The sequence below is a fragment of the Nocardia neocaledoniensis genome (assembly GCF_003182135.1).
Classification (GTDB): Bacteria; Actinomycetota; Actinomycetes; order Mycobacteriales; family Mycobacteriaceae; genus Nocardia; species Nocardia neocaledoniensis.
The window spans coordinates 206,280-229,477 of record NZ_QGTL01000012.1 but is presented as its reverse complement, the minus strand read 5'-3'; the positions used below and the strand labels follow the sequence as shown (position 1 = coordinate 229,477).

The 23,198-nt window shown below is 69.7% G+C and carries 20 protein-coding genes and 1 rRNA gene; 8 read left to right on the top strand and 13 right to left on the bottom strand.

The annotated features are described in order from the left end of the window. The 6 genes from DFR69_RS27500 to DFR69_RS27475 all read right to left on the bottom strand — a co-directional run. A 16S ribosomal RNA gene (locus DFR69_RS27500) occupies positions 1–87 on the bottom strand; the annotation flags it as partial. A gap of 481 nt (positions 88–568) precedes the next feature. After that, entirely contained in the window at positions 569–1,855 is a 1,287-nt protein-coding gene (gene tyrS, locus DFR69_RS27495; protein WP_110040566.1) for a tyrosine--tRNA ligase, read from the bottom strand. Between the two features lie 116 nt (positions 1,856–1,971). After that, positions 1,972–2,397, bottom strand: coding sequence for a DoxX family protein (locus DFR69_RS27490; protein ID WP_110040536.1), 426 nt, complete (start codon positions 2,395–2,397; stop codon positions 1,972–1,974). Between the two features lie 103 nt (positions 2,398–2,500). Beyond that, entirely contained in the window at positions 2,501–3,121 is a 621-nt protein-coding gene (locus tag DFR69_RS27485) for a DNA-3-methyladenine glycosylase (RefSeq protein WP_110040535.1), read from the bottom strand. 17 nt (positions 3,122–3,138) lie between these two features. Continuing rightward, positions 3,139–4,017, bottom strand: a complete 879-nt coding sequence (locus DFR69_RS27480; RefSeq protein WP_208644055.1) for an RNA polymerase sigma-70 factor — start codon at positions 4,015–4,017, stop codon at positions 3,139–3,141. Between the two features lie 4 nt (positions 4,018–4,021). Next, positions 4,022–5,206, bottom strand: coding sequence for an NAD(P)/FAD-dependent oxidoreductase (locus tag DFR69_RS27475; protein WP_110040533.1), 1,185 nt, complete (start codon positions 5,204–5,206; stop codon positions 4,022–4,024). A gap of 200 nt (positions 5,207–5,406) precedes the next feature. Here DFR69_RS27475 and DFR69_RS27470 point away from each other — a divergent pair, with 200 nt between their 5' ends. From DFR69_RS27470 to DFR69_RS27455, 4 genes are all read left to right on the top strand, one after another. Next, complete coding sequence (locus DFR69_RS27470; protein ID WP_186817522.1) at positions 5,407–6,918, top strand: multicopper oxidase family protein; 1,512 nt, start codon at positions 5,407–5,409, stop codon at positions 6,916–6,918. Positions 6,919–6,991: 73 nt separating this feature from the next. Further along, a complete protein-coding gene (locus tag DFR69_RS27465; protein WP_110040531.1) occupies positions 6,992–7,726 on the top strand; it encodes an ABC transporter ATP-binding protein in 735 nt (244 codons plus the stop codon). Further along, positions 7,723–8,487 (top strand): ABC transporter permease, encoded by a 765-nt coding sequence (locus DFR69_RS27460; RefSeq protein ID WP_110040530.1) that lies wholly within the window; start codon positions 7,723–7,725, stop codon positions 8,485–8,487. Before DFR69_RS27465 ends, DFR69_RS27460 begins: the two co-directional genes overlap by 4 nt. Before the next feature lie 15 nt (positions 8,488–8,502). Continuing rightward, entirely contained in the window at positions 8,503–9,138 is a 636-nt protein-coding gene (locus DFR69_RS27455) for a TetR/AcrR family transcriptional regulator (protein WP_110040529.1), read from the top strand. 4 nt (positions 9,139–9,142) lie between these two features. Here the strand turns inward: DFR69_RS27455 and DFR69_RS27450 are convergent, their stop codons facing one another. Both DFR69_RS27450 and DFR69_RS27445 read right to left on the bottom strand, forming a co-directional pair. Beyond that, positions 9,143–9,949, bottom strand: a complete 807-nt coding sequence (locus DFR69_RS27450) for a class I SAM-dependent methyltransferase (protein WP_110040528.1) — start codon at positions 9,947–9,949, stop codon at positions 9,143–9,145. A gap of 69 nt (positions 9,950–10,018) precedes the next feature. Then, positions 10,019–10,939 carry a LysR family transcriptional regulator gene (locus DFR69_RS27445; RefSeq protein WP_110040527.1) on the bottom strand — a complete coding sequence of 307 codons (921 nt, stop codon included), beginning with the start codon at positions 10,937–10,939 and terminating at the stop codon, positions 10,019–10,021. Between the two features lie 98 nt (positions 10,940–11,037). On the opposite strand from DFR69_RS27445, the gene DFR69_RS27440 reads away from it, so the two are divergent. Continuing rightward, complete coding sequence (locus DFR69_RS27440) at positions 11,038–12,246, top strand: MFS transporter (RefSeq protein ID WP_110040526.1); 1,209 nt, start codon at positions 11,038–11,040, stop codon at positions 12,244–12,246. On the opposite strand, the gene DFR69_RS27435 is transcribed toward DFR69_RS27440, so the two are convergent. From DFR69_RS27435 to DFR69_RS27425, 3 genes are read right to left on the bottom strand one after another with little or no spacing between them, the layout of a single operon-like run. Further along, positions 12,230–12,454 carry a Trm112 family protein gene (locus DFR69_RS27435; RefSeq protein ID WP_110040525.1) on the bottom strand — a complete coding sequence of 75 codons (225 nt, stop codon included), beginning with the start codon at positions 12,452–12,454 and terminating at the stop codon, positions 12,230–12,232. The genes DFR69_RS27440 and DFR69_RS27435 overlap by 17 nt on opposite strands. A gap of 9 nt (positions 12,455–12,463) precedes the next feature. Continuing rightward, positions 12,464–12,907, bottom strand: a complete 444-nt coding sequence (locus DFR69_RS27430) for a GtrA family protein (protein WP_110040524.1) — start codon at positions 12,905–12,907, stop codon at positions 12,464–12,466. Beyond that, entirely contained in the window at positions 12,904–15,114 is a 2,211-nt protein-coding gene (locus tag DFR69_RS27425) for a glycosyltransferase family protein (RefSeq protein ID WP_110040523.1), read from the bottom strand. Before DFR69_RS27425 ends, DFR69_RS27430 begins: the two co-directional genes overlap by 4 nt. Positions 15,115–15,370: 256 nt before the next feature. Here DFR69_RS27425 and DFR69_RS27420 point away from each other — a divergent pair, with 256 nt between their 5' ends. Together DFR69_RS27420 and rffA are read left to right on the top strand one after the other, a co-directional pair. Then, the gene (locus DFR69_RS27420; protein WP_110040565.1) at positions 15,371–16,381 is read left to right on the top strand and encodes a glycosyltransferase; all 1,011 of its coding nucleotides are present in this window, start codon (positions 15,371–15,373) and stop codon (positions 16,379–16,381) included. Further along, the gene (gene rffA, locus DFR69_RS27415; RefSeq protein ID WP_110040522.1) at positions 16,378–17,514 is read left to right on the top strand and encodes a dTDP-4-amino-4,6-dideoxygalactose transaminase; all 1,137 of its coding nucleotides are present in this window, start codon (positions 16,378–16,380) and stop codon (positions 17,512–17,514) included. The genes DFR69_RS27420 and rffA overlap by 4 nt, the downstream gene beginning before the upstream one ends. A gap of 42 nt (positions 17,515–17,556) precedes the next feature. Here rffA and DFR69_RS27410 read toward each other — a convergent pair whose 3' ends face one another. Both DFR69_RS27410 and DFR69_RS27405 read right to left on the bottom strand, forming a co-directional pair. Next, a complete protein-coding gene (locus DFR69_RS27410; protein WP_110040521.1) occupies positions 17,557–20,517 on the bottom strand; it encodes an AMP-binding protein in 2,961 nt (986 codons plus the stop codon). A 129-nt stretch (positions 20,518–20,646) separates the two neighbouring features. Continuing rightward, the gene (locus DFR69_RS27405; protein ID WP_110040520.1) at positions 20,647–21,432 is read right to left on the bottom strand and encodes a bestrophin-like domain; all 786 of its coding nucleotides are present in this window, start codon (positions 21,430–21,432) and stop codon (positions 20,647–20,649) included. Between the two features lie 338 nt (positions 21,433–21,770). Between DFR69_RS27405 and DFR69_RS27400 the strand changes: the two genes are divergently transcribed. Beyond that, on the top strand, positions 21,771–23,177 hold the full coding sequence (locus tag DFR69_RS27400; RefSeq protein WP_110040519.1) for a family 2B encapsulin nanocompartment shell protein: 1,407 nt from the start codon (positions 21,771–21,773) through the stop codon (positions 23,175–23,177). Positions 23,178–23,198: the final 21 nt, after the last annotated feature.

Here is a 23,198-nt window from a genome sequence, read left to right as displayed (position 1 = left end):
GTACCCCGAAGGGCCTTACCGCTCGACTTGCATGTGTTAAGCACGCCGCCAGCGTTCGTCCTGAGCCAGGATCAAACTCTCCGTTGAAGACTCTCAACCACACCCCGAAGGGTGTAATCAGAAATATCTAAACTAGAGTCCGAAAACCTAGCAAGCCGAACACCAGCAAAAAGTTTGCTGTTGTTCAAAATGTCCAACCTTCCAACCGGGGGGTATGAAAGGCTGGCACCAATAATTATTGGCACTGACATTCATCGACACACTATTGAGTTCTCAAAGAACACACGCACAAGCAGAACCACCGGCTCTCGTCCGGATCGTCTGCAGGGCAACTGTTCCAGCCTAACTTCGCTTCCAGACGATGTCAATCGTAATGCTGGTCACTCTGTTGGGCTTGCCAGGCGCTCTCCGGTTGGTCCGTGTCGCTCTGACTTCCAATAAGTTACGCGCCGGATAACGCCGCGTCAAATCGCCTGGACAGCAGCGCATCTGCGCAGGTCAGCGCGCTGACGATCGCCGCTGCGGCGGCCCGAATCACACGGATGTGACTCAGGCCTCCGCGGCGCGGTCAGGCTATCCGTCGGACGCCGGCCATGTTCTTCTTGCCCCGGCGCAGCACCAGCCACTGTCCGTGCAGGTAGTCGGTGTCCGACGGCGTCCAGTCGATGTCGGCGACCCGCTCGTTGTTCACCGACGCCCCGCCCTCGTTGACCACGCGCCGGGCCGCTCCCCGGCTCTCGGCCAGGCCGGAGGCGACGAGCAGGTCGACGATCGTGTTGGGCTCACCGGGGACGACCTCGGCGACCTTGCCGTCGATCGCGGTCTCGCGCAGCGCGGCGCCGAGGGTCGACTCGGGGAGCTCGCGCAGATCGCCGCGTCCGAACAGGGCCTGGCTGGCCAGTTCCACCGCGCGGGTCTCGGCTTCGCCGTGCACGAGCGTGGTCATCTCGGCCGCCAGGCGCTTCTGCGCCTCGCGGGCGAACGGGCGTTCGGTGGTGGCCAGCTCCAGCTCGTCGAGTTCCTCGCGGCTCAGGAAGGTGAACCAGCGCAGGTACCGCACGACATCGGCGTCGGCGGTGTTCACGAAGTACTGGTACCAGGCGTAGGGGCTGGTGAGTTCGGGGTCGAGCCAGAGGCTGCCGCCGCCGGTGGACTTGCCGAACTTCTTGCCGTCCGCCGAGGTCACCAGGGGCACCGTGAGCGCGTGCACGTGCGCGCCGTCGACGCGGCGGTTCAGTTCCACGCCGGCGATGATGTTGCCCCATTGGTCGGAGCCACCGACCTGCAGCGTGCAGCCGTGTTCGCGGCGCAGCTGCAGGTAGTCGTTGGCCTGCAGCAGCATGTAGCTGAATTCGGTGTAGGAGATGCCGTCGCCCTCGAGCCGCCGCTTGACGGTGTCGCGGGCCAGCATGACGTTCACCGAGAAGTGCTTGCCGATGTCGCGCAGGAAGTCGACGGTGGACAGCGATCCGGTCCAGTCCATGTTGTTGACGATCACCGCGCCGGTCGGCGAATCGTCGAGGTCGACGAAGCGTTCGAGCTGGGAGCGGATGCGTCCGGCCCACTCGGCGACGGTGTCGGTGGAGTTCATGGTGCGTTCGCCGACGTCGCGCGGGTCACCGATCAGGCCGGTCGCGCCGCCCGCGAGGACGATGGGCCGGTGACCGGCGCGCTGGAAACGCTTCAGCGCGAGCAGCGGGACGAGGTGACCCGCGTGCAGGCTCGCCGCGGTGGGGTCGAAGCCGGCATAGAGGGTCAGCGGCGCGGTCGCGGCGGCCGCCCGCATCTCGTCCAGGTCGGTGGACTGCGCGATCAGGCCGCGCCAGGTCAGTTCGTCGAAGATGTCGCCGGTCACGGTGCCCATCTTTGCGCATCCGGATCCGGGCTCGCGAACAGGCCGAACTTCCTCGGCACGCCGATGATCGCCGGAACCGTGTGGTTCCGGCGATCGTCAGCGGGTCGAGTCGACACTCATCGCATCAGCGCGGTGATGCTCTCGCGACGCTCGTAGGCGATCCAGGCGAAGATCGCGGCCAGCGCCAGCGGGAAGATCGCCATGCCGGGCAGGTCGGCGATGAAGGCCTGCGTCGCGGCGGCGAGCACGGTGAGCAGCGACAGGCCCGCGGCGGCCAGGGCGGTCAGCTTCGGCACCATCAGGCCGATGCCGCCGGCCACCTCGGCGACGCCGATGAAGATGAGCAGCCCCATCGGGATGGTCATGTTCTGCGGCGGGTTCTCCATGAGGATGTGCGGGATGACGATCTTGGGGCCACCCGAGGCGATGATGAAGAACAGGCCGAGCACGATCTGCAGGGTCCACAGGACGCGGTTGCGGATCTTGCCGGGGCGGCGCGCGGCAGCGGTGGTGGTGGCGAAGTCTGCGGTGGTGGTGGTCATCTCTGGTCCTTCTGGTCGGTCGCGCTGGGGTCGGTGGCGCGTTCAACAGATAGGACGGAGGGTCGCCGCGGAATTCATCGCTGCCCGTGCGAGATTTTTCGCGCTACGTCGTCGGTGCCGCCGCGCGCGGGCTGCGCCGGTACACCGAGACCGCCGGCGAGGGGATCAGGAACCGCCACGGCACCTCGGCGGCCAGGCTGACACCGACACGGGGGCCGGTGGCGATGTCCGCTTGTGGCACAGGCGGTTTCAGCTCGAGGCGCACGTCGGAGAACGGATCGAACAGTTCGGTGCCGTAGTCGGCGAGGCTGATGCCGAGCGCGCTGCCGACATTGCCAGGTCCGCGCGCGAGGTCGGCGTCCTTGCGGGCGGCGGGCCTGCGTTCGCGGACGAGATCGACGCCGTCGAGCACTTCCGCCGCGCGCACGAGCACCGCGCCGGCCTCGCCGTCGTAGCCGGTGGTGACGTTGACGCACAGGTGGATTCCGTAGGAGCGATAGACATAGAGCCGCCCGGCCGGGCCGAACATCACCGCGTTGCGGGCCGTGGGCCCCGGCCAGGAATGCGCGGCGGGATCCGGCCACGGGCCGGCGGGATCGCTGCCGTAGGCCTCGACTTCCACGATGCGCAGCGCGACCGGCCCCGACCACAGGGTCGCGCCGAGCAGCCTGCGCGCGGCGGTGGGCGGATCGACGGCCAGTTCCTGGGCGGACACGCCCGCCATTGTGCCTACCGCCGAACTCAGCCGAGCAGCTCGGTCCCCCGGTACAGGCCCGCCAGCTTGCCCGGGTTCACCTGGAAGCGCAGGTTGCGCACGCGGCCGTCGACGAGGTCGAAGGTGAAGGCGGCGCCGGGCGCGCCGCCGATGGAGATGAGCGTGCCCAGCTCGCCGTTGATCTCGGCGGCACTGAGCTCGGCGCCCGCCGAGGACGGTTTCGCCAGGACGCCGAGGATCCACCGGGCGACGTGATCGGGCCCGTGCAGCGGCCTGCGCGCGGCGGTGACCACGCCGCCGCCGTCGGACCAGCAGGTGACGTCCGGGGCGAGCAGGTCCATCAGGGCGTTCAGGTCGCCGCCGGCGCAGGCGGCCATGAACTGCTCGGTGATGTGGGCGCGGGCGGCCTTGTCGGTGTCGAAGCGCGGCCTGCGCGAGCGCACGTGGTTCTTGGCGCGGTGCACGATCTGACGAACGGTGGGCTCGGGTCGCTCGAGCGCCGCGGCGATCTCGGCGTGCGAGTACCCGAACACCTCGCGCAGCAGGAAGACCGCGCGTTCGATCGGGGTGAGGGTTTCCAGGACCACCAGCATCGCGGTGGAGACGGTGTCGGCCAATGCGGTGTCCTCGGCGATGTCGGGTGAGGTCAGGACCGGTTCGGGCAGCCACGGGCCGACATAGGCCTCGCGGGTGGCCCTGGCGGAGGTGAGCCGGTTCAGCGCCAGGTTGGTGACGGTGCGGACCAGGTAGGCCTTCGGATGGTCGACGGCGGCGCGATCGGTGTCGTTCCATTTCAGCCACGCGTCCTGCAGGACGTCCTCGGCGTCGGTGACGGTTCCGAGCATCCGATAGGCGGTCGCGAACAGCAGCCTGCGATGGGCGAGGAAGGGGTCCTGGTCCGGCATGTCGTCAACCATGGCGCATGTTCCGGCGCGTCGCCCTGCCGCCCTTGGACAGTTGCACGCTCATGATCATCTTCCGGCTGGCCTTGAAGGTCGGGACCGGGCTGCCGCTCACCAGTTCCTTGTAGGTTCGCGCCGCCCAGCCGGTCAGGTGGACGCGGCGCGGGGTGTCGTCGGCGTGGGTGAACTGGATGACGGCGTCGCGCCTGCCCAGGCTCACGGGCTGGTGGAAGTAGCCGAACCGGAACGGGCGCACCCGCCTGCCGCGCAGCTCGGCGGCGATCGCGTCGGCGGTGTAGGCGGCGGTCGGCAGGCCGCTCTGGCAGGTGCCGTGGATGACGCCCCAGGGCTGGCGCACGGCGGCGGCGTCGCCGATGGCGCGAATCGTGGGATGCGACACCGACTTCAGCGTCGCGTCGACCACGATCAGGCCCCGCGCGTCGGTGGCGATGCCCGCGGCGGCGGCCAGCGGGGAGACCCGCACGCCGCTGGTCCACAGCGTGAGATCGCTGCTGAGAGTGGTGCCGTCGGCGAGTTCGACGGCTGCGGGCAGCACCTTGGTGACCCGCTTGCCGACCACGCGGACGACGCCGAGGCGATCCAGCACCTTGTTCAGGTGGGCCCTGGCTCGTTCGCCCATCATGGCGCCGGGTTCGGTCGCGCTCACGAGCGTGACGCGCAGGCCCGGCTGACTCTCGGCGATCTCGGCGGCCGCTTCGATGCCGGTGAGGCCGCCACCGCAGACGGTCACCGCGGCGCCCTCGGCCAGCGCGGCGAGCTCGCCCGCGAAGCGGTGGACGACGCGCGGATCGTTCAGTGCCCACGCGTGCTCGGCCGCGCCGGGCACGGCGGAGGTGTCGGTGGTGCTGCCGAGGGCGTAGACGAGTTCGTCGTAGGCGAGCTCCCCGTGCCCGTCGACCCGCACGCGCCGCGCCTCGGGGTCGACGGCCGTGGCCCAGCCCTGGACGAAGGCGATGCCGGTGCCGGCGAGCAGCTCGGGAATCGAATGGTTCGCCAGTTCCTGGCCCGCGGCGATCTGATGCATCCGCAGCCGCTCGGTGAACCTGGCCGACGGGTTGACCAGGGTGATCCGGACACCGCGCGCACGGGTGCGGTGGGCGAGCCGGATCGCGGCCAGCATGCCGGTGTAGCCGGCGCCGAGGACGACGACGTGGTGTGCGGTGGTGTTCATGGCGGCACTCCTTCTCGATGGGATGCCGATAGGACAGATGAGCCCGGCGGAACGTGACAACCATTTATTGTGACCTGAGTCACTCATCACCCAGTGGCCTCGCCACCTGCGGAAAGCCCGGTCGGTCAGGGTGTGAACCAGGGTCGGTTGGGGGCCCGCTCCCGATGTGCGAACCGGTGCGCCGTTCCTACCGTCGGAACATGGCTTCCCCCTCTCGACTCCGCCGGATACTGTTCGGCGCCTGCGCGTTCGTCCTCACCCTCGTGTGCGCGATCGCCGGGCTGGTGACCTGGTCCTGGTCCACCGCCGACGTCTCCACCGTCGGCACCACGGAATTCACCAGACCGCTCGCCGTCCCACCCCTGGCGCCGTCGACCGTCGAGGCCGACGGAACGCGCGTCTTCGACCTCGACATGCGCACCGGGACCACCGAATTCGAGCCCGGCACCGCCACCGAGACCTGGGGCTTCAACGGCAGCTACCTCGGCCCCACCCTGCGGGCCGCCCGCGGCGAGCGGGTCCGGGTCCGGGTGCGCAACCAGTTGCCGGAAGCCTCGACGGTGCACTGGCACGGCATGCATCTGCCGGCGGAGATGGACGGCGGGCCCCACCAGATGGTCGATCCCGGTGCCACCTGGATCCCGGAATGGACAGTGGCGCAACCGGCTTCGACGCTCTGGTACCACCCCCATCCGCACGGCGAGACCGAGGACCACGTCCGGCGCGGCCTGGCGGGCATGTTCCTGCTCGACGACGACGCCGCGAACGCCCTGCCGCTGCCCGACACCTACGGCGTCGACGATCTCCCGGTGATCGTGCAGGATGTGCGGCTCCGCCGAGGGCAACTGGACGGCGGTCACGGCGTGTTCCGCGATGTCGGATTCCTCGGCGACCGCACCATGGTCAACGGCACCCTCGCGCCGTATCAGGAGGTCGGCGACGAACTGGTGCGCCTGCGCGTGCTCAACGCCTCGACCGCGCGGATCTACACCTTCGCCTTCCACGACAGCAGGACCTTCGCGCTGATCGGGACCGACGGCGGTCTGCTCCCGCGGCCGGAAACCCTGTCCGCCGTGCAGCTTTCGCCCGGCGAGCGGGCCGAGATCGTGGTACGGGTCCGGCCGGGTGAGCGCGCGGTGCTGCGCAGCGAGCGGCTCGACGCGGGCCTGGACTTCTGGGGCAACCGATTCGCCGGCGGCGACGACCGCTTCGACGTGCTGGAGCTCCGCGCGGCCGCGACCCTGCGCCCCTCCCCCGAGCTGCCCGCGGCGCTGGTCGCGCCGTCGACGCCGGACGGCGCCGACGCGGTCCGCGAACGCGCCTTCGACCTGACTCTCTCCGGGATCAACGGAGCGAAGATGGCCATGGACCGCATCGACGCGACGGTGACGCGGGGCACCACCGAGCGGTGGGTGATCCGCAATGTCGACGGGATGCCGCACAACTTCCACGTCCACGACGTGCAGTTCCGGGTGCTCGACTACGCGGGCGCGCCACCGCCGCCCGCGCTGACCGGCCCGAAGGACACGCTCTTCCTGCCGCCGAACACGAGCGCGACGGTGGCGCTGCGCTTCGACGGGCCCGCCGATCCGGACACGCCGTACATGTATCACTGCCACCTGCTCTGGCACGAGGACCAGGGAATGATGGGCCAGTTCGTGGTCGTCGAGCCCGGTCAGGAGGCCGCGGTCGCACCCACCCACCCGCATTGAGCCTTGCCAGGGCGTCCCGGTCGCGCTAAATTCATCACGTAGTGAATTCAACACTCGATGAATTGAGGCGACCATGTCGCACACCGCCCCGCCACCGACCGCTGTCCAGGTCGACGGGCTGACCGTCACCCGTGGGAAACGCACTGTCCTGCACGGGTTGTCGCTCGACATCCCGCAGGGTTCGATCACCGGCCTGCTCGGCCCGTCCGGCTGCGGGAAGACCACCCTCATGCGCGCCGTGGTGGGCACCCAAATCGTGGAATCGGGCACCGTCACCGTGCTCGGCGAACCGGCGGGCAGTGCCGGGCTGCGCCGCCGGGTCGGGTACGTCACCCAGGCGCCGAGCATCTATGCCGACATCAGCGTCCGCGACAACGTCGCCTATTACGCCGCGCTCTACGGCCGCGATCGCGACGACATCGACGCCGCGCTCGGCGCCGTCGGGCTGGCCGAGTACGCGGGCCAGCTCGGCGACCAGCTCTCGGGCGGGCAGAAGACCAGGGCATCGCTGGCCTGCGCGCTGGTCGGCAAGCCGGAACTGCTGGTGCTGGACGAACCGACCGTCGGACTCGACCCGGTCCTGCGGGTGGAGCTGTGGAAGCAGTTCCGCGAATTGGCCGCCGCCGGAACGACTCTGCTCGTCTCCAGTCACGTGATGGACGAGGCCGAGCACTGCGATCGGCTGCTGCTCATGCGCGAGGGCGACCTGCTCGCCCAGCTCAGCCCTGACGAGCTGCGCGAGCGGACCGGCGAGCAGAACCTCGAGACCGCCTTCCTCACCCTCATCACGATGGGAGAGCGCGCATGAGCATCCCGTTGCGCCCCTACACCGCCACCACCGGCCGGATCCTGCGCCAGCTGCGCAACGATCGCCGCACCGTCGCCATGATCCTGGTGGTACCCGCCCTGCTGATGACGTTGCTGTACTTCATCTATCAGGACGCTCCGCGCGCGCCGCACTCCCCGCTGACCATCTTCGACCGGGTCGGTATCACCATGCTCGGCATCCTGCCGTTCATCGTGATGTTCCTGATCACCGCCATCGCCATGCAGCGCGAGCGCACCTCGGGCACGCTGGAGCGGCTGCTCACCACGCCGCTGAGCAAGCTGGATCTGCTGGCCGGGTACGGCAGCGCGTTCTCCCTCGCCGCCGCGGCGCAGGCCGCCGTCGCGTGCGTGGTCGCGTTCTGGCTGCTCGGGCTCGAGGCCGCGGGTAGTCCGGGCTGGGTGATGCTGATCGCCATGGTCGACGCGGTGTGCGGCGTCGCGCTCGGCTTGCTGGCCAGCGCGTTCGCCCGCACCGAGTTCCAGGCGGTGCAGTTCATGCCGGTGATCGTGGCGCCGCAGATCTTCCTGTGCGGCCTGCTCGTTCCCCGCGACCGCCTACCCGGGTGGCTGGAGGCGATCAGCAATGTGATGCCGTTGAGCTACGCGGTCGACGCGTTGCAGCAGGTGTCGGTCTCCCCGGAGCCGACCGGCGTCATGTGGCGCGACATCGCGGTGGTCGCTGGGTTCGCCGTGGTGGCCCTGTGTCTGGGCGCGGCCACCCTGCGGCGACGGACACCCTGACGGAACGAGGAGAACATGAGCGACGGCGAATCCGGTTCGGGCACAGCCAGGTCCGGTCGCACCGGGCGCAGGCCCGGCAACACCGACACCAGGACGGCGATTCTCGAGGCCGCCCGGATCCGGTTCGCCGACGCCGGTTTCGACAAGACCTCGATCCGGGCGATCGCGGGCGACGCCGACGTCGATCCCGCGCTCGTGCACCACTATTTCGGGACCAAGCAGCAGTTGTTCGCGGCCGCGGTGGACTTCCCGGTCGACCCCGACTCGACGCTGAGCCAGGTCGAGAACGCACCGCTCGACGAGCTCGGCGCGACGATCGTGCGCGCGGTGGTCACCGTGTGGGACTCCCCCGCCGGGCCGGGCATCGTGGCCATGGTGCGCAGCATGCTGGGCGGCGGCGGCGAGATGAGCCTGGCGCGTTCCTTCCTGCTCCAGGTCGTGCTCGAGCGGGTGCGCGGCCGGATCGCCACCGCCGACGACGACGGCCGCGCCCGGGTGTCGCTGGTCGCCGCGCAGATGGTCGGGGTGCTCACCGCGCGCAAGATCATCGGCATCGAGCCGCTGGCCTCGATGCCGATCGAGACGGTGGTCGCGGCGGTCGGCCCGGCGGTGCAGCGCTATCTGACCAGCGATATCGACTGCGGCCGTTGACCTTTCAGCGCGCTCGCACCCGGACGATCGCGGGCGGGATGTCGCGCAGGAGAGGCAACGCGCCGAAGATCGGCAGCGACGCGGCCAGTGGTCCGTGCGAGGGTCCGTACGAGTCGACGGTCACCGTGTCGACGGCGGAACTCCACGAACGCAGGAGGGCGTCGACCCGGCTCCGCTCGACGCCCCACGGCATGGGTGGCGCGAGATAGCCCGGCGTCTTGCGAAATCCACGCATCGTCTTGCGGGAGAACCACGGCGGGATGGTGTCGAACATCAGCTCCACGCCGGGAAAGCGTTCGAGGATCGCGGTGACGAGGCCGCGTACCTCCTCCGGCGTGAAGTACATGAACAGCCCCTGGGCGGAGACGAAGACGCCGTGCGCCGGGTCGACGTGGTCGAACCAGGTCAGGTCGAGGGCGCTGATCGGCAGATATCGGCAGCGCTCGGTCGGCGGGAGGAAGCGGCGGCGGATCTCGATCGCCTCGGGCACGTCGACGCACAGCCACCGCACCGCGCCGTCGTCGCACCGCTGGAACTGGGTCTCCAGGCCTGCGGCGAGTTCGACCACCGTTCCGCCCGGGTGCGCGGCCAGCCATGGGCGCAGCGCCGCGTCGAAACGGGCCGAGCGGACCGCGTGGGTGCCGTCCGGTGGGCCGAAGGTGCCTTCGTAGTCGAAATCGATGGCGTCGTAGAGCCGTTCGCAATCCGGGTCGGTGAGGACCGCGTCGGCGCGTTTCACCTCCGATCCCCGGTTGTGCAGGGTCCAGAGCATGGTCAGCGGAATGCCGCTCAGGGTTACCTCGTCGGACATCGGCGACACCTTCTTGCGCTCGACGACAACTGAGGTGAGCCTAACCCTGCTTGCTCTCTCGGTGGGGACCTACGTTCGCGCCCATGTCGGGAGCCAGCGGTCGGTGGGCTCGGGTGGACGGTCGCGTGCGAAATGATCGAGCAACAGCGGCAGCGCCGGGTGCGTGTCGGACGTGCGCACGCAGACCGACCACGGATAGCAGGGCGTGGGATCGCGCAGGTCGATGCGGTGCAGACGCGGGCGCGAGGACGGGTCGATGACCGTGCCGACGCCGATCACCGTGGCGATGCTCGTGCTGGCCTCGATGGTGTCGAGCAGGTGTTCCATCCCGAAATTGGGTCCGGACCGGTCGATGTCGAGGGTGAACGCGGCGCTCAGCTGCCGGTAGTAGGCCGCCCACTCGGTACCGGGTGTCAGGCCGGGCATCCACAGCGGCACCTCGCGCAGCTCCGCCGTGCGCAGCGAAAGGTGTTCGGCCAGGGGATGTTCCGCGCCGACCAGCAGTTGGAGCGGTTCGTCGTGGACCCGGTGGGTCCGGACCGTGCCGGGGAGCCCGTCGCCGGTGATCGCCAGCAGGGCGGCGTCGATCGCGCCGTCCGCGACGGCCGCGATCGCCGCCTCGCCGCGCAGGGTCACCACGTCCAGCTCCACCGTGGGGTGGGCGCGGTGGAAGCGCCGCAGCAGGGTGGCCGCGCCGCCCCTGGTCGCGATCACGTCGACGCGCAGGGGCCGCGCGGGTGGCCGCAGTGCCTCCTCGGCGCGTCGGCAGGCCGTCAGGATGTCCCTGGCGTGCGGCAGCAGATCCCGGCCCGGGGCGGTGAGCTCGGCGCCGCGGGGTGTCCGGCGGAACAGCCGCACCCCGTACTCGCGTTCGAGCGCGGCGACGCGCTTGGACACCGCCTGCTGGGTGATGCCGAGATCGACGGCCGCCTCCTGGAACTGTCCCGTGTCGGCGACGGCGACGAAAGTCGCGACAGCTCGGAAATCCACGGCTCCCACCCTAGGACGTCGACGCACAACCGGACGTTGTTCCCCTGGTCCACGCCGTTGTTTGATCGCCGGCGCCTGCCGATGATTCGGTGTCCGGCATGCGCATCGCCGCCACCTCGGCACCCCGGCTCGGCCCAGACTTCACCCGCCTGTGGACGTCGTTCGCCGTCAGCACGGCGGGCAGCCGGATCGCGCTCGACTCCTTCGCGTTGCTGGCGCTCACCCAACTGCACGCCGGCGCGTTCGCGGTCGCGGCACTGGCCGCGCTGGGGCCGGCCGTCGGCGCCGTGCTGGCCGTGCCGCTCGGGACATGGGCCGAGCGGGCGCCCGAACGCGTGACGCTGCTCGGCGCCGACCTCACGCGGTGCGCGCTGCTGGCCGGAGTGGCCCTGGCGTGGTTCGCCGGCGCGCTCACCTACGGGCACCTGGTGATCGTCGCCGCGCTCACCGCCGCCGCGACGATCGTGTTCACGGCCGCGCGTGGTGCACTGCTGCGCGCGGTCGCCCCACCGGAGCTGCTGCTGACGGCCAACAGCAGGCTCGAGGCGACGCAGTGGGCGGTGACGGCGTCGGGGCCGCCGGTGGGTGGGCTGCTGCTGGGGCTGTTCGGGCCCGTGATCACGGTGGCGATCGACGCGGTCAGCTATCTGGGCTCGGCCTGCGCGCTGGCGGGGATCCGGGCGCGCGAGACCTGGTCGCCGCCCGCTGCGGCCCACCGCGGCGCCTCGGGCCGCGAGCTGATCGCGGCCGATCCGGTGCTGCGGTGGTTGTTTGTGAACACCTGCCTGGTCAACGGGCTGATCATGGGCAGCGCGCCCGTGCTGACGGTGCTGCTCGTGCGCGATCTGGGATTCACGACCTGGCAGTACGGCGTGGTGCTCGGGGTGCCGTGCCTGGGTGGGCTCGCCGCGACCAGGCTGACCGGTCCGCTGGTGCGCCGTTTCGGCGCGCCGGTGGTGCTGCGCTGGGCCGGGGTGTCGCGAGTCGCCTGGTCGCTGGGCCTGGCGTTGACGCCGGCCGGATTCGCGGGCTTGATCGTCGTGCTGGTGGTGCAGACCGCGATCGTCGCGGCGATGGCGGTGTTCGGGCCGGTGTTCGCGACCGTCCGGCTCGAACGGATCGACCCGGCCGACACCCGCCGCGTCCTCACGACCTGGACGGTGACCAACAGCGCGGTCGTCGCGGCGGCCACCGTGGGGATCGGCGTTCTCGCCCAGGTGTGCGGTGCGCGCGCGGCGCTGCTGCTGACCGGGGTCGGCCTGCTCGCCAGTGCCGCCGCGCTGGTCCCGCTCAGGACTGGGCGGTGAAGAACTCGTGCTCGGCGTCGGCGACGTCGCGGGCCTCGTCGACGAGCAGCACGGGAATGCCGTTGTCGATCGGGTAGGCGCGGCGCAGGCGCGGGTTGTAGAGCACGCTCGCGCCGGCTTCGGTGCGGACCAGCTGCAGGGGGCCTTTGTCCTGCGGGCAGGCCAGCAGGCCGAGCAGGGTTGTGTCGAGGGTGGATTCGTGCGCCATGCGCCCAACCTACCGCGCGCGCCGGAACGAGATGTAGCGGTGTCCGAAGAAGCTGAGCACCGCGACCAGACCCATGACGATCACCGAGGCGGGCGCGGCCGGGAACCCGAGACCGGTCACCGCCACCTCCACGAGCACGACGTTGAGCACCAGCCCGCCGACGTTCACTCCGCAGAACGCGACGAAATCGCGCAGCAGCCGCCCGCGCACCCGGAACACCAGGGTGCGGTGCAGGACGAAGGCGACCAGCGTGCTCACCGCGTAGGCGGCGACGACGGCGAGCCCGGGCCTGCCGTCCCCGAGCACGCCCAGCCAGAACACCGCCAGCGCCATGCCGAGCAGGGTGTTGAACCCGCCGACGATCGCGAACGCCAGCTCCTGGCGCTTCACGATCCGCAGCAGCGGGCCCGGCGTCTCGAGCACACCGCCGACCGGCGCCGCCTCGGTGGTCATCGCACCGCGTCCGCGAGTTCGGCGTCGCCGTCGGGGATGGTCTCGGCGGCGGGCACCGCGGGTTCGGTGTCCTCGGGCCTGCGCCCGCGCAGGTACAGCCACTGGAACAGCGCCAGCCCGAGCAGGCTGGCCAGGATCGCCGCGCCGCCGATCTTCCAGCCCGGCGGCCGCCAGGTCAGCTCGAGATCGCCGTCGCGGGTGCCCGCGGGGATGTCGACCGCGACGAAGCTCTTGGCCACCACCGTGAACGGCACGTCCTTGCCGTCGAGGCTCACGCGGTAGCCCGGCCAGCCCAGGCGCGCGAACACCACGCGGCCACCGCTGTCGGAGCTGACCTTCACCCGGCTGGTCGTGTCGGATTCCGACACCGAGACCGCGGTTGCGCCCTGGACCGCCGAGATCCGGCCGTTGCGGGTGGAGATCAGGCCGTCCTCGCGTTCCAGGACCGCGATGTACTTCTCGTGGCCCGGGTAGGCGACCCAGCGCCAGCCGGCGGGCGGTTCCTGCGTGCCCGCGTCCGGATAGAGCGCTTTCTGCAGGACGACGCGGTCGATGTTCATCAGGTCGACGATCGTCTTGCCGGTCGACGGTTCGACCGCGAACGCGCGGCGGAAGGCGTCGGGGCAGACGCTGGTGTCCCAGCGCATGCAGAGCATGTCACCGAACCAGTAGTGGCCGTTCGGCGTGTAACCGCTGACGTAGGTGAGTTCGAGGTCCTTGGCGTAGTTGCCGAACACCAGCGAGCCGTAGGCGCCGTCGAGCGTGCGCTCCCCCGGCTGGATCAGGCCGCGATCGCCCAGTTGCAGGGTGGTGCCCGCGAAGTCGGGGAACGCCGCCATCGCCGCGCCGCGATCGCTGGGCAGGTTCCAGCTCATCGGCGTCGGCTGGGCCCGGTCGACCTGGAAATAGGCGATCGGGAACACCGCGACGATGGCCAGTGCCACCGCCGCCGTCGTGCCCTTGTTCACCGCGAGCCACACCACCAGCGCGCCGAGCGCCGCGAGCACCAGCGCGGCGCCGACGTGCCACAGCCAGTGATGCGGGTCGGCGGAGAACGACCGCACCCACAGCAACCCGATCAGCACGGCCGCCGCGATCCCGCGCGCCCGCCAGTCCTTGAACGTCGCGAAGCGGCCGAGCAGCACGCACACCAGCAGCAGCAGACCCAGCGCCACCATCGGCAGCACCCGGGCGGGCCAGCGCAGCGGCCCGATGGTGCCCGGCCCCGCGGTCCACATGAGGGCGGCGATCGCGAACAGCGCGATCCCACTGATCTCCCGCCAGGCGCCCCGCGCCTTGCCCCAATCGATGAACGCGAGCGCCGGGACGAGGAACCACGCGATGTAGACCACCGGCAGCGGCTGCACGTAGCCCCACCAGGAGGTGAACGCGGGCAGGGTCGTGGGCAGGCTGGCGTTCAGCGACTCCGACCACGGCACGGTGAGGAACTGGTCGTTGTTGATCTGGGCGGTGCCGCGCCAGGTCACCTTGGCCGAGAGCATGCTCGGCAGATAGGTCGCGAGCCCGGCCAGCGCGGCCAGCCCGGACACCACCAGCAGTTTCAGCGACGGGCGCCAGGTCTTCTGGTAGATCAGCTCGCCCACGGCGACCGCGACGATCATCATCCCGGCCTCGACAGCGGGGAAGATGTACTGCACCGAAATCGCCAGGTAGAGATAGACGAACACCGGAATCGGCCCGCCTCGACCGCGCGCGTATCGCACGCCGGAGGCCCACGCGTGCACCATCCACGCGGTGCCGGTGAACGCTGTCATCCAGCTGGCCTCGTCGAAGAACAGCAGCCAGCCCGTGAACGGGATCGAGACGCCGGCCAGCGCGGCCCACTGCACCCGCGAACCGTAGGCCAGGCAGATCCGGTAGACGCCGAGGCCGAGGATGATCGCGAAGATCAGCTTCACCACGGTCGCGTACAGCACCAGGTTGCCGACCGAGGGCGCGATCAGATCGATCAGCAGCTGCGGCGGATTCAGCAGTCCCGCTTCCTCGATGGCGTAGTTGCCCGCCATCCAGTGCTCGGGAACCATCACCGGCAGATCGCCGTCGCGCAGCCGCCTGCCGAGCATCACCCACAGCGGGACGTACTGGGATTCGGTGTCGTCGGTGTAGAAGTGCCGGGCGTTCGCCAGCAGAACCGCGCCGTAGCCCGCGATCACTCCGAGGGAGGTGATCAAGCCCCACAGGTACACGGCACGACGGGGAGGGGTTCTACTTTCCACCACGAGGATCAGACCCTACAGGTAAGCGGCACCGACGGCACCGTCGCACGGTGCCCTGCGTCACCAGCGGGCGCCACCGCCCAGTGTTAAAGTTCCCCCACTGTCGGGCCCGCACCGCACCGCCTCCCATCACCGAAAGTCGACGATGCCGATTCCTTCCGCACATTCGTCCCGACCCGGCGCCGTGCTGCCCGCCGGGGCGCCCGACCGCAATGGGTCGCGCCCGGTGCATTCGGTGTCGGTGGTGGTCCCGGTGTACCGGGGCGAGGAGACGATCGCGGCGCTGGTCGCCGAGCTGGACCGGCTGACCGGACCGTCGACCTCGGCGGCGGGCGCCCGCTTCGCGGTGGAGGAGATCATCCTCGTCCACGACAACGGCCCCGACCGCTCCGATGTGGTGCTGCAGGAACTGGCAGGCTCCTACCCGCAGGTGCGTCCGGTGTGGTTGAGCCGCAACTTCGGTCAGGACGCGGCGACGATCGCCGGCATGGCGGCGGCGCGCGGCGACTGGATCGTCACGATGGACGAGGACGGCCAGCACGATCCCGCCTTCATCGCCGACTTCCTCGACGCGGCGCTGGCCTCCCGCGCCGACCTGGTGTACTCCAAGCCGAGCAACACCCGTCCGCACGGCTTCCTGCGCAACCTCACCTCGCGCGGGGCGAAGATCGTGCTCGCGACGGTGTTCGCCTTCCCGGATTCCACCCGGTTCGAGAGCTTCCGGCTGATCCGCGGTGACATCGGCCGCCAGCTCGCCGAGGTCGCCGCCAACGGCGTGTACCTGGACGTGGCGCTGACCTGGGTGGTCGGCAACGCGGTCCAGGTGCCGGTGACCCTGCGCGCCGAGGGGCGCGAGGAATCCGGCTACAACTATCGCCGCCTGTTCTCGCTGTTCTGGAAGATGGTGCTGTGCAGCGGCACCCGCGGTCTGCGCCTGGTGAGCATGCTCGGGGTGACCCTGGCCCTGGCGGGGGTGATCATGGCCGGGGTGGTGATCGTGCAGGCGCTCACGCAGGACAACAGCGATCCCGAGGGCTGGGCCTCGATCATCGTCGTGCTGCTGCTGTGCTCGGGCGCCACCTTGTTCTCGCTCGGCCTGATCGCGGAGTATCTCGGTGTGGCGCTGCACATCCTGGTCGGCAAGCCGCTCTACCTCACCGTCGACAGCCCGACACCGCGCCCGGATACGATGCACGCGCCGATTCCAGCCGCGACGGAGAAGGGTCACCACGAGTGAGCGACCGCATCATCTTCAGCAGGCCGTTCCGCGCCGCCGCCGAACGCGCCAACCTGCTGACCGTGCTCGATTCCGATCACAGTCACGGTGACGGTCAGTTCACCAAGTCGGCCACCGCCAAGATCAAGGCCATCACCGGCGCCGAGCACGCGCTGCTCACCACCTCCTGCACGCACGCGCTGGAACTGGGCGCGCTGCTGCTCGAACTCGGCCCCGAGGACGAGGTCATCGTCCCGAGTTTCGCGTTCACGTCCGCGGCCACCGCGATGGCGCTGCGCGGGTCGACGTGCGTGTTCGTCGACATCGACGACACCACCGGCAACATCGACCCGGCCGCCGCCGCGGCCGCGATCACCGACCGCACCAAGGCGATCGTGGTCATGCACTACGGCGGTGTGGCCGCCGACATGGCGCCGCTGCTCGAACTGGCCGCCCAGCACGGGGTGGCGATCATCGAGGACAACGCGCACGGCCTCGGCGGCACCTGGCGCGGCAGGCAGCTCGGCACCATTGGCACGCTGGGCACGCAGAGCTTCCACGACACCAAGAACGTGCACTGCGGCGAGGGCGGCGCGCTGCTGCTCTCCGACGAGATCCTGATGGGCCGCGCGGAGATCATGCGGGAGAAGGGCACCGACCGGGCCCGCTTCCTGCGCGGCCAGGTGGACAAGTACTCCTGGCAGGACATCGGCTCGAGCTACCTGCCCAGCGAACTCAACGCCGCGGTGCTCGACGCGCAGCTGGCCGAGTTCGACACCATCCAGACCCAGCGGCACCGCGTGTGGGACACCTACGCCGCCGCGCTGCCGGACTGGGCCGCCCGCAACGACATCCGCCCGATGACGGTGCCCGCCGACCGCGGTCACACCGCGCACCTGTTCTACCTGCGGATGCCCACCGAGGACAGCCGCGACGGCCTCATCGCCCATCTCGCCGAGCGCGGGATCGTGGCGCCGTTCCACTACATTCCGCTGGATTCGAGCCCGGCGGGCCTCAAGTACGGCCGCACGCCGGTGCCGTGCACCCGCTCGGCAAACTTCTCGGCGACCATCGTGCGGTTGCCGCTGTGGCCGCTGCTGAGCGAGGCTCAGCTCTCCCGCGTCGTCGACGCGGTCACCGAATACCGGGTCTGACCGCGGTGCGGGCCGGGTGCGCCCGGCCCGCACCGCGCACGGTCAGTTCCCGCCGAACAGTTCGGCGGCCACCGCGTCGGTGAGCACCTCGTAGGCCTCGCGTTCGCGGTCGTAGAGCCAGGTGCTCGGGCCGGGCTTGGGCAGACCCGCCGCCTGGACCGCCGTGGCCGAGGGCCGGAAGCTGGGGCTGCGCGGGATGTCGTCGACGACGTAGACCAGATCGGGACGCTGATCCAGGGGCAGCGCCCGCATCGCCTCGGTGACGTCGCCCGGCTCGATCTTGAAGCCGGCCCGCACGCAGAGCGCGGCCGCGGCCAGGTTGCCCGACGGGGTCGGCAGGCTGTAGGCCACCTCCATGTCGACCGCGGTGATGTCGTTGAGCACGTCGACGATCGGCTGGGTGAACACCGGGCCGCGCGGGGTGCGGATCACCGTGTCGCGGCGGTCGACCAGCCAGTAGTCGCCGTCGCTGTCGCGGCGGAAGATGTTCTCCGTCGGCCACCAGGCGTCGTTCGCCCGGAACACGCCGCGCAACCCACCATCGGACAGGTCGCCGACATCGACGGACTTGCCGAGCAGCAGGCCGGGCTCGTTGTCGACGCAGCGGCGGGCGAAACCGTCGTCGCCGACCAGGATCTGCTCGGTGACCGGGTCGTAGGCGACGAGCTCCACCTGCGCGGTGCCGGGCACCGGCCGGCCCTTGGCGCCGATCTTGGTGCCGGTGACATTGGCCAGCACCACGTCACCGTCGATGGAGGCGTAGAACTCGAGCACCCGGGCGGGCGCGAACTGCTCGACCGTGCGCCGCCACAGCCCGGCGGGCATGCCGGAGCCGATGAACAGCCGGATCGGATGGTTGTGCCCGGCCGGGAAGACCTGGGCGTCGAGCAGGTCGCGCAGCATCGTCCAGGTGTAGGTCACCACCGTGACGCCGTAGCGGTGCACCTCCTCGGCGAACCGTCCCGGTTCCATGTCGGTCGGCCTGGCCAGCGCGATCCGGCTGCCGCCGGCGATCGCGCCGCCGAGGCTCACCAGCAGGCCGGACGAATGGTGCAGCGGCGCGAGGCAGTACACGGTGTCGCGGCGGTCGAGATCGGCCGCGCTCGCGGTGCCGAACGCCGAGAGTGCCCAGCGGTGGTTGGTGATGTACTTGGCCTCGAGCTTGGGTCCGGCGCCGAGGACCAGGATGAAGGCCAATTCGCGGGCCAGGCCGGGATTGGGCCGGTACCAGGCGGGCACCCGGACCTTGGACGGGTCGATCTGCTCCAGGTCGACCACCCGGTCACCGGTCGGCACCGACAGCGGCCTGGTGGCGCCGCCGCCGAGCACCAGCACCCGCGCGCCGGTTGCGGCCGCGATGTCCAGGTTCTCCGGATCGGTGATCAGCGTCCGCACGCCGGTCAGTTCCATGCCGTGGGCGAGTTCGGCGCCCGGGGCGAGCAGTACCGCGACAGCGCCGAGGCGCGAGAGCGCGGCGACGGCGGCCAGGGCGCTGGGCCTGGTCTCCATGACCACGCCGACCCGGGTGGCCGGCCGCACGCCCACGGAGATGAGCCCGCGCACGACGTTGTCGATGCGCACCTCCACCGCGGCATTGGTGTGCACCCGGTCGTCGAAGAGGAACAGATCCTTCTGCGGCGCCCGCTTGGCATGCTCGCTGAGCAGCTTGCCCAGCGAGATGCGGGTGTGCGGCTGGATCATGCCGAGCCGGGTCAGGCGCGGCAGGGCGCGCGCGGCCTCCCCCGCGATCTCGACGGAGCCGCGAATCGTGTTGCTGGCGATGCCCTCCAGCGCCTTGCCGACCCCGGCGCCCGCCTCGGCCAGGGTCGCGGCGGTGTGCACCACGCGGGTCGCGGCGGTGCGCGGCGCGTTCGAGGCGACGTGTTCCTGCATGGGCACGATCTGCTCGGGCAGCGTGCCGTTGCCCTCCATCCAGGTGACCCAGTCGCGCACCATCGGCCAGGTGTGGTTGGTCGCCATCGATCCGGCGACGAGCCCGAAGTGTCCCGCCACCAGACTGGCCTCGTAGACCTCGGCGTTGGGCGCGGCGCGCACGATGCCGCGCACCGCGGCGGGCTGGCCGATGTCGTCGACCTCGCCGACGAACGCCAGGATCGGGCACCGCAGCTCGGCCAGCGAGATCGGGTGATCGCGAATGACGAAGCCGCCGAGCATCATCCGGTTGTGCGCGACGAACTGCTTGAGCAGGTCGGCGACCGCGGGACCGGAGTACCCCACCCAGCCGTCGCTGTTGAGGAAGCGACGCTGACGTTCCTTGGGCAGCAACGCTTCCCGGTCGTGCAGCTGCAGCAGGAAATCGATGCGCGACTTCGCGGTCTTGACCGGGTCGAGCATCTGGAATCCGATGCGCACCATCGACTCGGTGATCGGCAGCCGGTGCATCACGTGGTCGGCCAGGAAGTCGGCGACCTCCGACACCATCCCGTAGGGCAGCCCGAACGGCATGCCCGCGACGATGTCGACCGGGCTGCCGAAGGTGACGATGGAGGCGACGCCCTTGCCGTAGCGGTAGGCCGTGGTCTGGTAGGCGAACATGCCGCCCTGCGAGTACCCCATCAGGTGCACCTGCGCGCCGGTGGCCTCGCAGACGGTGTCGATGGCCGAGTTCACCGCGAGCACGTGGTCGGCCAGGTCGCGTTCCCAGCCGCCCTCCTCGGTCGCGGGCGAACCGAAATCGACCACCCAGCAATCGATTCCGCTGGCGTGCAGGATGCCGACGGCCCCGCCCGCCGCGTTGACGTCCCAGATGTCGGCGTTCACCATCAACGGCGGCACCAGCAGCGCCACCGGACGGCCCGCCGACTTGTCGTCGGGGAAGTAATGGCGCAGCCGGTACATGCGACGTCGCTCGACGACCTCGAAGGGCGAGGACTCGACATCGTGCGCCAATCCGCCGAAGCGGATCACCTCCAGCCCGTTCTGCGCGGTAGCCAGCAACCGCTGCACCGAACCGACCACACCTTTTGGACTGAAATCCACCATTCCCACCTTGCTGACAGTGACACACCTCACACACCCCGATGTGCTCATATGAGCTAACCACACCGGACCTCCATTATGTGTCGGCTGTGACAGGCCGCATGTTGCGGCGATTCACCTCACAACCGCCGGTCAGGGGCTCATCACATTGGCGTAGACGCTGTCGAAGGGCTCGCTGCTGACGCTCAGATCACCGCGGAAGGGATAGTCCAGCGCGGCGATCAGGAAGATCATGGCGCCGAGGAAGAAGGCGAACAGTCCGCCGAGCACGAGATGGGCGTGCCGGCCGAGGCAGAACAGGCACAGCAACACCAGGTTCACCACGCCGCCGACCAGGATGGTGCACCACAGCACGTCGGGGATGCCGCCCTTGGTGGCGTTGATCCGGTGCCTGCGGTCGGAGTCGAAGCGGGCGAACTGGTCGATGGTGGCGGCGTGCACGATCTCCTGGGCGGTGTCGGCCGGCCGGAACTCGAGCAGATGGCCCTGGAACCGCGTCACCAGAGCGGTGCCACCCATGGGCTCCTCACCGCGCTGGAGCGCGGGCCAGACGACCTCGCGCACGTCGCGGGTGTAGGCGACGAGGTCGGCGCGCAGGATCCCGCGCGCGGGCTCCGGGTAGGCGCTGACCTCCCGGTAGAGGGTGCCGATCGCGGCGGCCTCGTCGGCGACCCGGCCCTGCGCCGCGTCGTAGGACTCGTAGGTGGCCGCCGCGATCAGCCCGAGCAGCAGCCCGTAGAACACGCCGCCGACGGTGAGCACCATCGTGACGGTCTCGTTCCAGCCGGGCTCGGGCCCGAACGCGCGCTGGACGGCGCTTCTGCTGAGGAGGATCGCGGTGACCGTGAGGCCCACCGCGACGCCGGTGATGAGGAGGAAGTCCAGCCAGACCGGTAACCCGTATATCCAGGTGAACATGCTTCGACGATAACGGCCGAACCCACGATCCCGCCCCCTATCGGCGATTCATCCCAGGACATTCGTCGGCTCGCAATCACCTCCCGCACAACGGATCTCCCGGTCACAGCCGTGTTTTCCGAATTCGGCAGCGCGCGACGGTCCCGGCGACCTACGATCGATGGCGTCCGGAACGTACTGACACGCATTCGATTTCGTGTAACACCGTTTCACACGCCCGGTTTCCCTCCGCGCAGGACCATTCGATTCGCATCGTTGCCCACCCCCGACCTGTCGCGCAGTGTCGCGCCGCACAGGTCGATCGGCTGTGCCGAAAAACGCTTCGAGGTGAGGAACTCATGACCATCGAAATGCCGCTGCCCACAGACAATTCCGTTCGCAAGAGTCTCAGTACCAGCGCCGCCCAGAAGCTGGCGCACACCACCAAATCCGAACCGCAGATGCAGGGCATCAGCTCGCGCTGGCTGTCCCGCGCACTGCCCTGGGTGCAGGTCGCGGGCGGTGTGTACCGCGTCAACCGCCGGCTCACCCACACCGTGGGCAACGGCGAGGTCGAATTCGTCGTCGACGGTTCCCGTGCCCGTGTGATCCCGCAGGAATTGCGCGAACTCCCGGCCCTGCGCGCGGTGGAGGACGATGCGCTGCTGCGCCCGCTCGCCGACAATTTCGTGCAATACGACCTCGACCCGGGGGCCGTCGTCGCCGAATTCGGTAATCCGATGGATCAGGTGATTCTCGTCGTCCACGGAAAGCTCGCCCGGCTCGGCTCCGGCGAATACGGCGAGGCGACGAAACTCGGCATGCTGTCCGGCGGCGACTATTACGGCGAGGAGATGCTCAGCGACGAATCGGCGATCTGGCCGGACACCGTCAAGACGGTCACCAGAACCACCATTCTCTGCCTGTCCAGGGAATCGTTCGAACAATTCCTGGACACGAATCCGGAGCTCGCCCGCATTCGCACCGAGGCCGCGCACACGCCGGATCGGACGCAGAATTCCAAAGGCGAGGCCGATATCGAGATCTCCTCCGGCCACTCCGGGGAACCCCTGCTCGAGGGCACCTTCGTCGACTACGACGCCAGCCCCCGCCAGTACGAATTGAGCCTGGCGCAGAGCGTGCTGCGCATCCACACCCGCGTCGCCGACCTGTTCAACGATCCGATGAACCAGGTCGACCAGCAGTTGCGGCTCACCGTCGAGGCGCTCTACGAGCGGCGCGAGCACGACCTGGTGAACAATCCGGAATTCGGCCTGCTGCACAACTGCGACCTCAAGCAGCGCATCACCACCGAATCCGGGCCGCCGACCCCCGACGACCTGGACGAACTGCTGAGCATGCGGCGCGGGACGAAGTTCTTCCTCGCGCACCCGAAGGCGATCGCCGCGTTCGGTCGCGAATGTTCGCGACGTGGCCTGTATCCGGATCCGGTGGAATTCCAGGGTCATCGTGTGCCGGGCTGGCGCGGTGTGCCGATGCTGCCGTGCGGCAAGATCCCGGTGAGCGGCACCCAGACCACCTCCATCATGGCGATGCGCATCGGCGAACAGGACCAGGGCGTGGTCGGCCTGCACCAGACCGGCATTCCCGACGAGTACGAGCCGAGCCTCAATGTGCGGTTCAAGCAGATCGACGACCAGTCGATCATGTCCTACCTGGTGAGCTGCTACTACTCGGCCGCCGTCCTGGTTCCCGACGCGCTCGGTGTGCTCGACGACGTCCTCGTCGCGCGCCGGGCCGACTGATCGGCGCGGACCGTGTCGATC